Source organism: Streptomyces akebiae (genome assembly GCF_019599145.1).
GTDB classification, from domain to species: Bacteria; Actinomycetota; Actinomycetes; order Streptomycetales; family Streptomycetaceae; genus Streptomyces; species Streptomyces akebiae.
In genome coordinates this window covers 9,050,805-9,064,731 of sequence record NZ_CP080647.1, presented here as the reverse complement: position 1 = coordinate 9,064,731, position 13,927 = coordinate 9,050,805, and the positions used below count along the sequence as shown (strand labels likewise).

Genomic DNA, 13,927 nt, shown 5'->3' with positions numbered 1-13,927 from the left:
CGATGGTTGAAAGGTGTCCCGCGTGGCGAGGTGGACCAGTCGCTTGTAGCGGCACAGGGCGGCGGCGAGGCCGAGAAAAGTCGGGTAGCTGCCGGAGGCCGCTGGTAGCGGGGGCCGAGTCGGCGGTAGCCCGACAGTCGGGAGGTTGGGAGACCGCGCGGCGAGGTGCCTGTCGGCTCCGCGCGGCCTCCCGTCGCACCGGACATCATGGTTTCCGGTCATCCGGCCCGCCAGCGATTACTGCGTGAATGCGACGCCGGTGCGGCATTACGCGCGCCCGGCCGAAGGCCACCATCCGGCATGCGCGAGGGTGGCGAGAGCACGGATAAGACGCACCAGCACATTGCCCTTGCTTCCGCAGCTGTCGGAGCTGTCCGCCAGGAGTCTCGCGATGAAGTTCCTTATGTGGATACTCCACCCTGACCGACTGTCAGTCGGCGAGTCCCGCCGCCCGCTGCCGCTGGAGTGGAATCCCACAATCCCTCGTGGCGGAATGGGCTCAGAACATGGTGTTGTCGTTGAGGGGAGGGGTCGACGGCACGTCCTGGACGGAGTCCCAGTGTTCGAGGATCTTGCCGTGCTTGCCGACGCGGAAAATGTCCACGACGGCCTGGCCGCGGTCCTCCGGGTTGAGGCGGTAGTGGGCGTGGATCGCCACGAGGTCGCCTTGGGCGATGACACGCTTGCGTTCCACGATCAGGTTCGGGAACTGCTGGAAGAAGTTGGTGAACTGCTCGCGCAGGCCGGCCGAGCCGTTGGGGATGGTCGGGTTGTGCTGGTAGTACTCCGGCGTCAGGTACCTGACCGCGTCGGGGTTCTTGTCGACGAGGAGTGTGTCGAAGTAGGCGGTGGCCACCTTCTGGCTGAAGGAGGTCATCCAGCGAGGGCCGGGCTGGTTGGTACGCGGCCGACTGACCGTGCCGAACATGTCGTTGCCGTTGACGGTGGTCGCCGGTACGTCCTGGACCACGTCCCAGTGCTCGGCGATCATGCCTTTCCTGTCGAAGCGGAAGATGTCGACCACGGACGAACCACGGGTCCCGGGCTCGTAGACCGGGTTGGAGTGGACCATGACCAGGTCGCCCTGGGCGAGGACCCGCTTGACGTTGTACACGTGGTCCGGGAACCGCGCGGTCCAGTCGCGGATGAAGTCCTTGATGGCCTCCCGGCCGTCGGGGGCCATCGGGTTGTGCTGGATGTAGTCCGCACGGATGTACTGGTCGGCGACCTTGAGGTTGCCCTCTTCGAAGAGCTGCCTGAGTACGCGGACGGCGACGCGCTTGTTGCGCTCCTCGGCGTGGGGGTTCGCCTGCCAGGAGTCCGCGAGGGTCAGGGAGGAGGCGGGGGCGGATGCCGTGGCGGCGGGCACGGATCCGGCCATGGATCCGATCGTCGCCGTGGCCAGCAGAGCGGCGACGGTCCTCCTGGACAAGTAGGTCTTGCTCATGACGGTGTTCTCCAATACGGGTGCGATGAGCGATGCGTTACGCGGCGACTGCGGGCGGCGGAATCACGCGGGGCTGAAGGCGAGGAGGAACTCGACGGTCCCCTCGTCCTCGACGGTGATCCCACCGAAGTTCGGTGCGTCGATGCCGTAGTCGGCGAAGGTGACGGGGATCGAGCCGTTCACGCGGAAGCCGTCGGCGGTGCGCTGGGCAGTGAGGTCGAACGTGACGGAATTGGTTTCGCCGTGGATGGTCAGATCCCCCGTGGCCTCGCCGGTGACCTGTTCGTTCACGTCCGGCACCGAGCCGAAGTCCACGGGCTCGGTGAGCTCGAAGACGGCGTTCGGGTACCGCTCGGTGTTCATGATCCGGCCGCGGAACTGGCTGTCGCGTTGGTCGGAGTCGCTCTCCACCGAGGCCAGGTCGACGGTGAAGCTCCCGCCGACAGCCCGGGTGCCCTCGATCTCCAGCTCTCCGGTGACCTCGTCGGTACGGCCCACGGCCGTGACGTTCTGGCCGAAGAGCACCTCGTCGACGCGGTAGCCGGCCTGCGAGCCGCTGCCCACCCGCCACCCGCCCTCGACGCCCTCCCCCGCCTGCTCGCCGGAGCCGGAGCCGGATGTGCTCTCCGGCGTGGCCGGTGGACCGGCGAGTGACAGCGCGGCTGGTGGGTCGTCCTGGATGTAGTTGATGTAGAGGTACGGGCCTCCGACGCCCACGAGGGCTGCGGCGGCAACGCCGACGATCAGCCAGCGCTTCCAGCGTCTGGGTGTGGTGCGTGCCATTGGTTCCTCCGAGAGGCGGATGGCCGAGTAGTAGATCTTGAAATTTCAAGTACTGGCTTGGAAAGTGCCCTGGGCCATGAATGCCATGGGGGTCAGCCGTGGGCCGCGAGGGAGACGTGCTCCCACTCTGCCCAGGTGGCCAGCTTGCGCGCGTAGTGGTCCTTGGCCAGCTGGATCGGCGGCCTGCCGAAGAACACCCGCAGCGGCGGGTTCTCGGCATCCACGATCGTCAGCAGGGCGGGACCGACGGCCTTCGGATCGCCCATGTCGGACAGGTCCAGGCCCTCGGCCAGGGCCTGGCGGACTCCGTCGTAGAGCGGGGCGGGCTCGGAGTTGACCGCGGAGGCGCCGGGCCAGTCGGTGGGATAGGGGCCGGGCTCGATCAGGGTGACCTTGATGTTCTGCCCGGCAACCTCGGCGGCCAGGGCCTCGGACAGCCCCTCCACCGCCCACTTGGAGGCGGCGTAGACACCGAGGCTCGGGAAGGAGAGCACGCCGCCGACGGAGGAGACCTGGACGATGTGGCCGCCGCCCTGGGTGCGCAGCAGCGGCAGCGCGGCCTGGGTGACCCAGAGCACGCCGAAGAAGTTCGTTTCCATCTGGTCGCGCGCCTCGGCCTCGGTCAGCTCCTCGACCATGCCGAAGTGGCCGTAGCCGGCGTTGTTGACGACGACATCCAGTCGGCCGAAGTGCGCGTGGGCCTTGTGGACCGCGTCGAACACGGCGCTCCTGTCGGTGACGTCCAGGGGCAGCGCGAGCAACTGCTCGCCGTAGGCGATCGCGAGGTCCGTCAGGGACTCCGTGTTCCGCGCGGTCGCGACGACCTTGTCTCCGCGATCCAGCGCGGCTTCGACGAACGAGCGGCCGAAGCCGCGGGACGAGCCGGTGACGAACCAGGTCTTGGACACGAGAACCTTCCAGTGGGGAAAGGGAGTTGATGGAATGGGAGGTCAGGCCAGGAGCAACTCGGACGCCTGCCACAGGAGCGCGGCCGCCTCGGGGTCCACGGCGTGCGCGGCGACCCCGGTGTTGGTGCCGGGCCGGTGCGGTTCGGCCTCGTCGCAGTCCTCGAAGTACCGGCCGGTGACACCGTCGACCACGGGCGACGCGGCCAGCAGCACCGAGGTCGCGGCCCCCTGCTCCACCGTCTTGAGGGCCAGCTCGGGCGGCTGCGTTCCCTCGCCGATCAGTGCCTGGAGGTGGGCCCCGAACTGCGCCATCTCGGCGTCCCCGATATGACGCATCAGGTTGGTCCGGATCCCGCCGGGCATCAGCGCGTTGACCGCGATCCCGTCGTCGGACCAGCGCCGGGCGGCCTCGACCGCGAACAGCACGTTGGCCGTCTTGGACTGCCCGTAGGCGAGCCACGGGTCGTACGGCCGCTCGGTGAAGTGGAGGTCGTCGAAGACGATGGGTGAGAAGAGGTGTCCGCTGGAGCTCACCGACACCACGCGCGCCCCGCCGGCCGCCGCGAGAGCGCCGTGCAGCCCGGTGGCGAGGGCGAAGTGCCCCAGGTGGTTGGTGGCGAACTGCAGCTCCCAGCCCCACGGCGTCCGGGTCTCCGGAGTCGCCATCACGCCCGCGTTGTTGACGAGGATGTGCAGCGGCCCTTGCCATGCCGCCACGAACGCCCCGACGGACGCCGGATCGGTCAGATCCAGGGAGGCGACCGTCACGCCCTCCGAGCCGGTGGTGACCTTGATGTCCTCCGCGGTGCGGCGGCCGGCGGCCGTGTCCCGCACGGCGAGGACGACCTGCGCACCGGCCCCGGCGAGCGCCCGGGCGGTCTCCACACCGATGCCGGAGGCGGCTCCGGTGACGACGGCGCGGCGGCCGGTGAGGTCCGTGCCCGCGATGACGTCGGCGGCCGTGGATCCGGCATGGAAGGGGGTGGTGATGCGTGTGCTCGTGGTCATGTCGGCGCGTGCTCCCGGTTTGCTACGATCAAAAAACGGAGGCTCCTCCGATTTGCTTGAACTTTAAGCGGAGGGTCCTCCGATTGTCCAGGAGGAAGGAACGCTGTGACCGGCAACACACGCGGACTGCGTGCCGACGCGCGCCGCAATCGGCAACGGCTGCTCGACGTGGCCGCACGCGCCTTCTCCGAGCGGGGCACGGACGCGTCGCTCGAGGGCATCGCCAGAGAGGCCGGTGTGGGCATCGGCACGCTGTACCGGCACTTCCCCACCCGGGAGGCCCTGCTTGAGGCCGCATACCGCAACGAGGTCGCGCGGGTCTGCGACAGCGCCGAGGAACTGCTGGCGCAATACCCGCCCGACCAGGCGATGCGGGTGTGGATGGACCGGTTCATCGACTATCTGGCCACCAAGCAGGGCATGGCGGACGCGTTGAAGGCCGTCATGGCCTCCGGTGACTCGGACCCGTTCACCGAGAGCCTGGAACGGATCAGCACGGCCATCAGCACGCTCCTGAAGGCCGGGGCCGAGGCGGGTGTCCTGCGCTCCGACGTCGACCCTCTCGACGTCGGCTTCAGCCTCGGCGGCATCCTGCTGATCACCACCGACAAGGGGCTGCGCGACCGCGCGAGCCGCATGCTCGATCTGCTCCTCGACGGACTCCGCCACCGCGCCGACTGAACTGGAGACCGCATGCGACTGGGCGTACACGTCACCCGTTTCGACCCTTCCGGCGGCCCGGCCGCCCTCGGACCCGAGCCGGCCGCGGAGGAGGCCGGCATCAGCCGACTCTCCGTCATGGACCACTACTTTTAGATGGAGGCGTACGGCCTCGCCGCGACGAAGCCCATGCCGGAGGGCCGCACCACGTCGGCCATCTCGCGGGCCGCATCTCGACGACCCGACTCGGCCCGCCCGTTCACCGGGGTGACGTACCGTCATCCCGGGCTGCCGGCCAAGAAGTGCACGACGGGGCCGTGCCGACCGCGAAGGTCGGCGTGACACTCAGGCCTCGCGGGCGGCGGCCACCGCGGCGGCTGCATCCGCCCCGTCGGCCTCCGCGACCGTGGTGACGACTCTGCCGGTCGACGGGCGACGACGACGCACCGCTCCCTGGACTCCGCGTCCCGCCACTCTCCGCCGATGAACAGCCTGCCCGGTTCGATGTGCGGTCGCCGCACGCTCATGACCGGCTCGCCCTCCCGGTGCGGCGCTCAGCCGACACCGTACTCACGCCGGTCGCACCACTGCGGCCGGCAGGTTTCTCGGATGATGACCCAGCGGTGCCCGCTTGGACAGAGACCCCGGAGATGAGCGCCGGAAGCAAGGACGAATGACGTACCCCGGGCACGACGTTCAGCCTCGCCAGGTCGGCCCGCTGTCGAATGGCGCGCCTTCGCGGGCCGCGCCCCCACCAGCCCGGCGGCTTTCCGTCCGATGGACCGAGGAGAGTCAGGACATTCGTCGCTGTGCGCAGATGCTTGAACTCTCAATAATTGATCCAGGAGCCCAGCCGGACCGGCACGGCCCGTCTTGTTTTCCGTGGAAGGACGATCGATGACAGGTTCTCTCGCACGCAGGCAGCTTCTCGGCGCGGGCATCGCCCTGGGAGCGACGGCCCTGATCGGTGGTACGGCACAGGCCGCCCCGGGCACCGCCGCCAGATCCTGGCCCGGGGAGTTCTCGCTGCCCAACGGCTGGGGACCGGAGGGAGTCGCGATCGGCTCCGCGCCGTACGCCTACTTCGGATCGATCGCCACCGGCGGCGTGTACCGGGTGAACCTCGCGAGCGGCAAGGGCAAGGTCGTCCACCGCGGCCTGGGGCGCATGACAGTCGGCCTGAAGGTCGACTCCTGGGGCCGGCTGTTCCTGGCAGGCGGCAGCAGTGGCGAACTGCGGGTCGTCGACGCCCACAGTGGCGCGCTGCTCGCCAACCACGTGGTCGCAGGGGAGGGCAGTTTCGTCAACGACGTCCTGCTCGCCCGCGACGCCGCCTGGTTCACCGAGTCGTTCAGCGCGCGGCTTTTCAAGCTGCCGCTCGGCAGGAAGGGCCGTATCGGCGCCCCGGAGAGCCTCACGCTGAGCGGTGACTGGGTGCAGTCCGGCTTCACGTCCAACGGCATCTCGCTCACCCCCGACGGCAGCGCCCTGCTCGTCACCAACGCGGCCGTCGACGGCGGTTCGCTGATGCGCGTCGACCCCCGCACCGGCGTAGCCCGCAAGGTGGACCTGGGTGACACCACACTGCCCAGCGGCGACGGGCTCGTACTCGTCGGCCGCACCCTCTACGTCGTCCAGCCCAACCCCAACCAGGTGGACGTGATCCGGCTCAACCGGTCGGGTACGCGGGGCACCGCGGTCGGGGTGATCAGGGACGACCGCTTCGACCTGCCCACCACAGCCGCCTCCTACCAGGGTCGGCTGTACCTCCCCAACTCCCGCTTCACCACCCCGGACCGGGATGAGAACACGCCTTACAACGCGGTGTCCGTGTCGTTGGTGTGACGTACGGCCGGAGCACGGCTGGGCCCTGTCCGCTGAAAGCGGGCGGGGCCCAGCCGTGCATGCGACGGCGTTGGCGTGGTTGATCCAGGTGGTGGCGGTACGCAGTCGACTTTGCAGGAAGGTGAGCCCGCAGCTATCGTCTTATTCAACAATGCGACTAAGCGCATAGTTGTTTATCGATGGCCGTGTGCCACTTCTATCAGCAGCGTTGACGAGAGGCGGTCGGCCGCGTGTCGAGCAGTGGGTACCTGCGCTATGTCGCCCTGGGTGACAGTCACACCGAGGGGCTCGGGGACGGCGACGACGTCCGTGGTCTTCGGGGCTGGGCGGACCGGCTCGCCGAGCAGGTCGCCCGCCACAGCCCCGGCCTGCTCTACGCCAACCTCGCGGTGCGCGGCCGTAAGGCCGGTCAGGTGCGCGCCGAGCAGCTGGCTCCGGCTCTCGCGATGCGGCCCGACCTCGCCACCGTGGTGGCTGGAGTCAACGATGCGCTGCGCCCGGGCTGCGACCCCGACGAGGTGGCCGGCCATGTCGAGGCGATGTTCGCCGCCCTCACCGCGCAGGGCGCCACCGTCGCGACCCTCATGTTTCCGGATGTCGGTCGCATCACGCCGCTGGCCCGCCCGATCGGTCACCGTGTTCTCGCACTCAACGCGCGCATCCGGGAGGCCGCCGACCGCCACGGCGTGGTGGTGGCGGAGACGGCCGCGCACGCGGCGGCGACCGATCCGCGGTTGTGGAGTGCCGACCGGCTGCACGCCGGCCCGCTGGGACACGCGCGCATCGCGGCTGCCGTGGCCCAGGCGCTCGGCCTGCCGGGCAGCGACGACAAGTGGACCCTTCCCCTTCCGGCCGAGGGGACAGACATCTCTGCCTGGAGGACCGTGGGTGCCGAACTGCGTTGGGCCGGCACCTTCCTCGGCCCTTGGATCGGCCGCCGCCTGCGTGGCCGATCCTCCGGCGACGGCCGTCAGGCCAAGCGGCCGGCACTGCTTCCGGTGGCCGCGTCCGCTGAGGACACCTCCCCATCGGTGTGACGCTCCGGCTTGCGACGACGCCGGCGGCTCCTCGCGCCGAACTGCTGTTCACCGGGTGTTCTACGTCAGTCCGACATCGACCCCGCCAGTCACCACCGCAAGCTGCTCATCGGCTGGCCGACGCGGACGAGGGGGCGAAGGACGGTGGCAGCAGACCGACCTCGGCGTGCGGATCGTCCGGTCGATCCAAAGTCCCCCAGGGTGGACAGCATCGGATGGAAGGTCCGCACGACACTCACCGTGCGGCCTGTGCGCAGGTAGGCAGGGACCTGACCGCTCAGGCAGGGCCGGCCGTTGCCGTGCTCCGGCTGCTGACCGCCCGTCCGTTGGCACGTGTCGGCGTACTCTCCCTTCGGGCTGGGCCGGTACGTTTGAATGTCCCCAGTTGTTAGGCCACGTCGGTCTCTCGCTCGATGGCCTGGAGGCGGTTCTTGAGCCGGTAGCTCGGGCCGTTGATCGCGATCACTTCGCAGTGGTGCAGGAGGCGGTCGAGGATGGCGGTGGCGAGGACCTCGTCGCCGAAGACCTGGCCCCATTCGCTGAAGGTCTTGTTCGAGGTCAGGATGATGGAGCCCTTCTCGTAGCGCTTGGAGATGACCTGGAAGACCAGGTTCGCCTCGGCGCGTTCGAGGGGCTGGTAGCCCACTTCGTCGACCACGAGGACGCTCGGCCGCAGGTAGGTGCCGAGTTTGTTGACCAGTCGGCCTGCCGCTTCGGCGGCCTTCAGGCTGCGGACCATGTCGTCGAGGCTGGTGAAGTAGATCGAGTAGCCGGCCCGGCAGGCCGCGACCGCGAGAGCGACGGCGATATGCGTCTTGCCCACCCCGGGTGGCCCCAGCAGCGCGGCGTTCGCCTTGCCGTCGACGAAGGAGAGGCTGGCGAGGTCTTTGACCTTGCGAGGGTCGAGCTCGGGCTGGAAGGAGAAGTCGTACTCGTCCAGCGTCTTGTGGTGCGGCAGCTTCGACAGCCGCAGGCCCTGGCGGAAGCAGCGGTCGTCGCGGACGGCGAGTTCTTCGCACAGGACCAGGTCGAGGAAGTCGAGGTAGCCCATCTTCGCCTCGTCGGCCCGGCGGGCGTATTCGTTGATGGTTTCCGCGAGGTGGGGCAGGCCGAGCTTGCCGGCCGTGGTGCGGATGCGGTTGCCGGTCAGCTCGCTCAAGACGACTCCTTCGACGGGGAGTTGGTGGTGAAGGGCCGGGTGCCGGTCAGTTCGTCATAGACCGACAACGGCCGTCTCCCGACCTCGATCTGGGTTGCAGCGGCCCGGTTCAACAGGGCCTGCAACGGCCCGATGCGACCGGACACAGAGGACTCGCTCCGCGGTGGTGGCGGCTCGTCGCCCGTCGTGGTGCGGCGGTTCTTGCCGGTCGGCAGGCCATCCCAGTGCTCGTCCTGCTTGACGACCACGCCGCGGCCGACTGCCCGCGGATGGCTGGACAGCAGGGTCTCGCCGCTGGCATCGGGGACCGTCGTGTGCAGCATGACCTGGGATTTTGTCGCTCTGATCTCGACCAGCTGACGCGGGCGGACCTTGCGGGCGGGCACCGAGTAGAGGTTTCCGCCGAACGCGACCAGGCAGTCCTTGCCGACCGGCCGCAGATGCCGCTCGGCCACCAGATAGGGCGAGGGCGGCAACGGCTTGAGGGCGGCGTGATCCCGGGCGGCGCGGTGTCCGATGACCTCGTGGTGGGTGGCGTGGGTGCGGGCGCGTCGCTGCGGCACCCACGCCATGAAGGCGGCATCCAGCTCCTCGAGCGAGGAGAACGCCCGGCCGGCCAGCACGTGATCACGCACGATCAACACCTGGCGTTCGACCCGGCCCTTGCCGGTGGGCCGGTAGGCGGCCAGCACGTCGATATCGAAGTCGTAGTGGCCGGCGAAGCCGACCGCTTCCGGATGCAGCGGCACCGCCTCGCCCGGGGCGACGTGCCGGCGCACGACGGTCTTGGTCCGGTCGTAGACGATCGACATCGGCACCCCGCCGAAGTGCGCAAACGCCCGCCGGTGGCAGTCGAAGAAGGTCTGCAGGTCCTGGCTCGTGGTGAAGCAGCAGAACGGATCGCGCGAGTACGACAGCACCATATGGAACGAGTAGACCTTCGGGATTCCCAGGTGGGCGAGGATCTTGCCTTCGTCGCCCCAGTCGACCTGAGCCTGGGCCCCGGGAACCACCTCGAAGCGGCGGTGCATACCCGCCAACTCCCGCGGCTCGATGCCCAGTTCACCCGCGATCCGCGGCCGTGCCTCCTGCAGATAGAGCTTGACCCGCTGATAGTTGATCGTCGAGCCGTACTCCTTCACCAGACGCTCGTGCACCACGGCGCCCTTGATGAGGATCTCTGCCCGCAGCATCGCGTCGATCAACGGGGCAACCTCGTCGACCACTTTCTTCCGGGGCCGGCCGTTCGACGTCCGCCTCGGCGGCACCGACGCCGCCGTGCTCGACAGATACTTGCGGACCGTCTTGCGGTCCAGCCCAGTCTCCTTGGCCACCTCCGTCAGACTGACCGCTCCTAACTCGACCAGAGCACGGAACCGCCGCAGTTCCAGCCAGCGCTGCGGGTCCAAAACCACCGCGTCACCGCCCTCCGCCACCCTTCACCGGACGAGCAGCAGACTGCCGGGCACCACGATTCACCGCACCATCAAACGGCCCTTTTCACTCGTACGCGACCGGGGACGATCGTGTGTACGCCGACAGCACGGGTCGGGGACGGACATTCCGCTCTCCCACCGCGACATGGGAACGCTGCGGATCCACAGCCCGCTGCTGCGGGCGACCCGGGTCCAGTCCTGGCCCTCAGCAGCACGCTCATGCCGGGGACGGCTGTTCATCACGTCTCGCTCGGACAACGACCGACGAGCCCTGAGAGGCCGGGCTGCTCACGACCGTCCAGATATTAACTTTGTTGACTAACTGAGTGGGTAGGATCGCCGAAGTCAGCCGTCGGTGCGGAGCGCGGCCGTGCGCCGTTCGAGCCTACGCAGCACCATGTCCCCCCACTGGAGGTTCTCCCGCTCGAACGACATCCCGCGCAGCAGGGTGAGATACGGGCCGATGCGCTCGGCCTCGGCGAAGTACGCCTCCTCGGAGCGCCCGTCGAGCAGGCGCTGCCGGAGCCGCTCGTAGCGGTCCAGCTTGGCGGTGGCCCACTCCATGCGCTCGGTGATGGCGGTCCGGACCGCTTCCATGTCGCCCGCGTCCAGGCACTGCACCTTGACCAGCAACTCGTCCCGGATCACCGCCGGTTTGCCCAAGGGCTCGGCGGTGTAGGCGTGGACGGCCTTCCGCCCGGCCTCCGTCAGGGAGAACAGTCGCTTGTTGGGGCGGCGCTCCTGCTCTACGACGCGGGCCGTGACGAGCCCTTCGGCCTCCATGCGATCCAGCTCCCGGTAGAGCTGCTGAGGCGTCGACATCCAGAAGTTGGCGACCGTCGCGTCGAACGCCTTCGCGAGGTCGTATCCGGACGCCTCGCCCTCCAACAGCGCGGCCATCACCGCGTTCCGCAAAGCCATGGATGCACGCTAGCAGATTATTCAACAAGGTGACTAATAAACCATTCCTTCGCTGTAGACAAGCCCTGACCGGGCGCTCTAGTCTCCATCACACCTATTCACATTTCTGAGTATCAGAGGTGGGCTCATGCATCCCTTCCGCAAGGCCGTCGAGAGCGGCGACCTGGACGCTGTGGCCGCTCTACTGGCCGACGACGTCGTTTTCACCAGCCCGGTCGTGTTCAAGCCGTACTCGGGCAAGGCGATCACCGCGGCGATCCTGCGTGGTGTGCTCCGGGTCTTCGAGGACTTCACCTACATCCGTGAGATCGCCAATTCCGACGGCCGCGATCACGCCTTCGTCTTCACCGCCACTGTCGCCGGCAAGCAGCTCCAGGGCTGCGACTTCCTGCACTTCGACGACGACGGGAAGATCGACGAGTTCACGGTGATGGTCCGTCCGCTCTCCGCCGCCCAGGCCCTGTCCGAGGCGATGGGCGCCCAGTTCGAGCAGATCGCCCGAGAGGCCGCCGAACAGTAACCACGACGACGGACTTCGACGGACTGCGCACCCTCCTGGCGGAGCGCCGCAACGTCCCCGGCTGCTGCGCCACCTCCTTTCGCCGATGCCGCTTCGAGTTCGAGACGTCGCTGCACCAGCTGTCCGAAGCCGGCCTGGAGGTCCAGCCGTCCACGCTGCGCGGGCTGTTCAAGATGCTGAGCGTCGCTGACTCACTGCGGTTCGTCCAGGAGCACGACCTGTATCGCGCCGTGGTGCCCGGTCGGCACGATGTGACCCTGCCCGCCGACGGGGCCGGGCGCCGTGGACGCCCTGGAGGATGCCGCCCCCAGCAACCGCGCCCGCGTCCAGCGCTCCTTCGTGCTCGCGAGGGACGTGACGGAGCCGTCACGGCCACACGACCTCGACGCCCGGATGCTCGCGCAGCCAAGCTGCCAGCGTGTCGGCGGCGCGGTCGGGCAACACGTCGATCCGCTCATGGGTCTCGGCGTCGATCACCGCGGTGGCACAGTGGTGTCGTCGGCGCAGAGCGAAGTCGTCGACGCCGATCGCCCGGGGCGTCCGCCCGGTGGGCAACGGAATGCGCAGCAGGGCGCGCAGGGCCATGTGGCGAGCAGGCCCGCCGCGATCAGTGGGTTCGAACTGCCGGAGCGATGCAGGCGCACCCAGGGAGGTCTGGCAGGCCGACCATCCCCAACTCGACATCCGGGTGCTCGACTTCTCCGGGAAACCGGAGCGCCCGTGGCTGACCAAGCACGACGTAACCGTGATGGGAGAGAGCCGACGTCGTGGGTCAGCCTGCGGTCGCGGACCGGTGGTCGGTGCCCAGCATGGCCAGCACCAGCGTCGCGTAGCGGCGGCCGAGGCTGACGGGAGTGTGGTGGCCGCCGGGGGCGTACCAGCGGCTGACGTCGACGCCGAGGGAGAGAACCGCCAGCGCGACACCGTCCGGGTCCTCGGTGCGGAACGCCCCGGACGCGATGCCGGCCACGATCTCGTCGAGCACCACTTCCTCGGTGCGGCGGCGGAGCCGGAGGATCTCGTCACGATGGTCCGGCGCGAGTGCGCCGAGCTCGTACTGGACGACGCGGGCCAGCTGGTGGTGGCGGGCGTGCCAGGCGGTGTAGTCGTGAACCAGCGCCCGTAGCCGGCCGACCGCCGTCACCTCCTCCGCCAGGGCGCGTTCCACTGCGGCCAGTGCGCTGCGGTGGCCGGCGAGGCTGATCGCGTAGAGGAGGTCTTCTTTCGTGCGGTGGTGTGCGTAGACGGCCGACGGGCTCATCCCGGCGGCGGCGGCGATGTCGCGGGTGGAGGCGCCGTGGTAGCCGCGGGCGGCGAAGGCCGTGAGCGCCGCCTCCAGGATGCGCCGGGATCCGGGGCCGGCCTCGCCCCACAGGTCGTCGGTTGCGCTGGTTGTCACGCGCCCATTCTTGCGGATCACGTCTGTCGGTCCGCTCAGCTGATGACGAGGCCGCCGTCGACGGTGAGGGTGGTGCCGGTGACGTAGCTGGAGGCGTCGGAGGCGAGGAAGACCACGGCGGCGGCGAGTTCCTCGGGTTCGCCGGTGCGCGGAAGCGGGATGCGGCGGACGATGTCGTCGATGGTGTCGGCGTCCTGACGGGCGGTCATTTCGGAGGCGAAGTAGCCGGGGGCGAGGGCGTTGACACGGATGTTCTTGCGGTCGCTCCACTGGGCGGCCAGGTCGCGGGTGAGACCGAGCAGGCCCGCCTTGGAGGAGGAGTATCCGGCCTGCGGCAGGCCGGTGTTGACCAGGCCGAGGGCGCTGGCGATGTTGACGATGGAGCCGCCGCCGGTCATCACTCGGGCTGCCGCCTGGGCCATCCAGTAGGCACCCATGAGGTTGATGTCGATGATGCGCCGGAAGTGCTCCGGTGTCTCCCGGCCGGCCGGGACCGCATCGGCCACGCCGGCGTTGTTGACCAGGACGCCGACGTGGCCGAAGTCCGCGGCTGCCGCCGCGACCGCATGACAGTCGTCGGGCGAGGCGACGTCGGCCTTGACGCACAGGGCGCGGCGGCCCGTGGCCTCGACGAGGCGGGCGGTGTCGGCGAGCCGGTCGGCGCGTCGGGCGGCCAGGACGACGTCGGCCCCGGCTTCGGCGAGGGCCTGGGCGAAGGCGACGCCGAGACCGGAGGAAGCGCCGGTGACGATGGCGACGCGGTCGTCGAGACGGAAACGGTCGAGGATGTTCACAGGGGCTCCA

Annotated in this window: 14 protein-coding genes and 1 pseudogene; 5 read left to right on the top strand and 10 right to left on the bottom strand. The window is 69.1% G+C overall.

Annotation, left to right across the window (positions count from 1 at the left end):
• Positions 1 to 499: 499 nt before the first annotated feature.
• From K1J60_RS39415 to K1J60_RS39400, 4 genes are all read right to left on the bottom strand, one after another.
• Entirely contained in the window at positions 500 to 1,447 is a 948-nt protein-coding gene (locus tag K1J60_RS39415; RefSeq protein ID WP_220650396.1) for a nuclear transport factor 2 family protein, read from the bottom strand.
• A 63-nt stretch (positions 1,448 to 1,510) separates the two neighbouring features.
• The gene (locus K1J60_RS39410) at positions 1,511 to 2,230 is read right to left on the bottom strand and encodes a YceI family protein (RefSeq protein WP_220650395.1); all 720 of its coding nucleotides are present in this window, start codon (positions 2,228 to 2,230) and stop codon (positions 1,511 to 1,513) included.
• Between the two features lie 92 nt (positions 2,231 to 2,322).
• A complete protein-coding gene (locus K1J60_RS39405) occupies positions 2,323 to 3,138 on the bottom strand; it encodes an SDR family oxidoreductase (protein WP_220650394.1) in 816 nt (271 codons plus the stop codon).
• A 42-nt stretch (positions 3,139 to 3,180) separates the two neighbouring features.
• Entirely contained in the window at positions 3,181 to 4,146 is a 966-nt protein-coding gene (locus K1J60_RS39400; protein ID WP_220650393.1) for an SDR family NAD(P)-dependent oxidoreductase, read from the bottom strand.
• 105 nt (positions 4,147 to 4,251) lie between these two features.
• On the opposite strand from K1J60_RS39400, the gene K1J60_RS39395 reads away from it, so the two are divergent.
• The 4 genes from K1J60_RS39395 to K1J60_RS39385 all read left to right on the top strand — a co-directional run bounded on the left by K1J60_RS39395 (position 4,252) and on the right by K1J60_RS39385 (position 7,688).
• Positions 4,252 to 4,827 carry a TetR/AcrR family transcriptional regulator gene (locus K1J60_RS39395; RefSeq protein ID WP_220650392.1) on the top strand — a complete coding sequence of 192 codons (576 nt, stop codon included), beginning with the start codon at positions 4,252 to 4,254 and terminating at the stop codon, positions 4,825 to 4,827.
• A 12-nt stretch (positions 4,828 to 4,839) separates the two neighbouring features.
• Positions 4,840 to 4,962: a hypothetical protein gene (locus tag K1J60_RS46375; RefSeq protein ID WP_259408107.1), complete on the top strand. Its 123-nt coding sequence runs from the start codon at positions 4,840 to 4,842 to the stop codon at positions 4,960 to 4,962.
• A 741-nt stretch (positions 4,963 to 5,703) separates the two neighbouring features.
• A complete protein-coding gene (locus K1J60_RS39390; RefSeq protein WP_220650391.1) occupies positions 5,704 to 6,651 on the top strand; it encodes an NHL repeat-containing protein in 948 nt (315 codons plus the stop codon).
• 230 nt (positions 6,652 to 6,881) lie between these two features.
• Positions 6,882 to 7,688 (top strand): SGNH/GDSL hydrolase family protein, encoded by an 807-nt coding sequence (locus K1J60_RS39385; RefSeq protein ID WP_220650390.1) that lies wholly within the window; start codon positions 6,882 to 6,884, stop codon positions 7,686 to 7,688.
• A 388-nt stretch (positions 7,689 to 8,076) separates the two neighbouring features.
• On the opposite strand, the gene istB is transcribed toward K1J60_RS39385, so the two are convergent.
• The 3 genes from istB to K1J60_RS39370 form a co-directional block, all read right to left on the bottom strand.
• Positions 8,077 to 8,847, bottom strand: a complete 771-nt coding sequence (gene istB, locus K1J60_RS39380; protein ID WP_220650389.1) for an IS21-like element helper ATPase IstB — start codon at positions 8,845 to 8,847, stop codon at positions 8,077 to 8,079.
• On the bottom strand, positions 8,844 to 10,262 hold the full coding sequence (istA, locus tag K1J60_RS39375) for an IS21 family transposase (RefSeq protein WP_220650388.1): 1,419 nt from the start codon (positions 10,260 to 10,262) through the stop codon (positions 8,844 to 8,846). Before istA ends, istB begins: the two co-directional genes overlap by 4 nt.
• A gap of 366 nt (positions 10,263 to 10,628) precedes the next feature.
• Positions 10,629 to 11,204 (bottom strand): PadR family transcriptional regulator, encoded by a 576-nt coding sequence (locus K1J60_RS39370; protein WP_220650387.1) that lies wholly within the window; start codon positions 11,202 to 11,204, stop codon positions 10,629 to 10,631.
• A gap of 127 nt (positions 11,205 to 11,331) precedes the next feature.
• On the opposite strand from K1J60_RS39370, the gene K1J60_RS39365 reads away from it, so the two are divergent.
• On the top strand, positions 11,332 to 11,724 hold the full coding sequence (locus K1J60_RS39365; protein WP_220650386.1) for a nuclear transport factor 2 family protein: 393 nt from the start codon (positions 11,332 to 11,334) through the stop codon (positions 11,722 to 11,724).
• A 353-nt stretch (positions 11,725 to 12,077) separates the two neighbouring features.
• On the opposite strand, the pseudogene K1J60_RS39360 reads toward K1J60_RS39365, so the two are convergent.
• The 3 genes and pseudogenes from K1J60_RS39360 to K1J60_RS39350 all read right to left on the bottom strand — a co-directional run.
• Positions 12,078 to 12,324, bottom strand: a pseudogene (locus tag K1J60_RS39360) (transposase); the annotation flags it as partial.
• A 172-nt stretch (positions 12,325 to 12,496) separates the two neighbouring features.
• The gene (locus K1J60_RS39355) at positions 12,497 to 13,123 is read right to left on the bottom strand and encodes a TetR family transcriptional regulator (RefSeq protein ID WP_220650385.1); all 627 of its coding nucleotides are present in this window, start codon (positions 13,121 to 13,123) and stop codon (positions 12,497 to 12,499) included.
• Between the two features lie 35 nt (positions 13,124 to 13,158).
• Positions 13,159 to 13,917: an SDR family NAD(P)-dependent oxidoreductase gene (locus K1J60_RS39350; RefSeq protein ID WP_220650384.1), complete on the bottom strand. Its 759-nt coding sequence runs from the start codon at positions 13,915 to 13,917 to the stop codon at positions 13,159 to 13,161.
• Between the last annotated feature and the right edge of the window lie 10 nt (positions 13,918 to 13,927).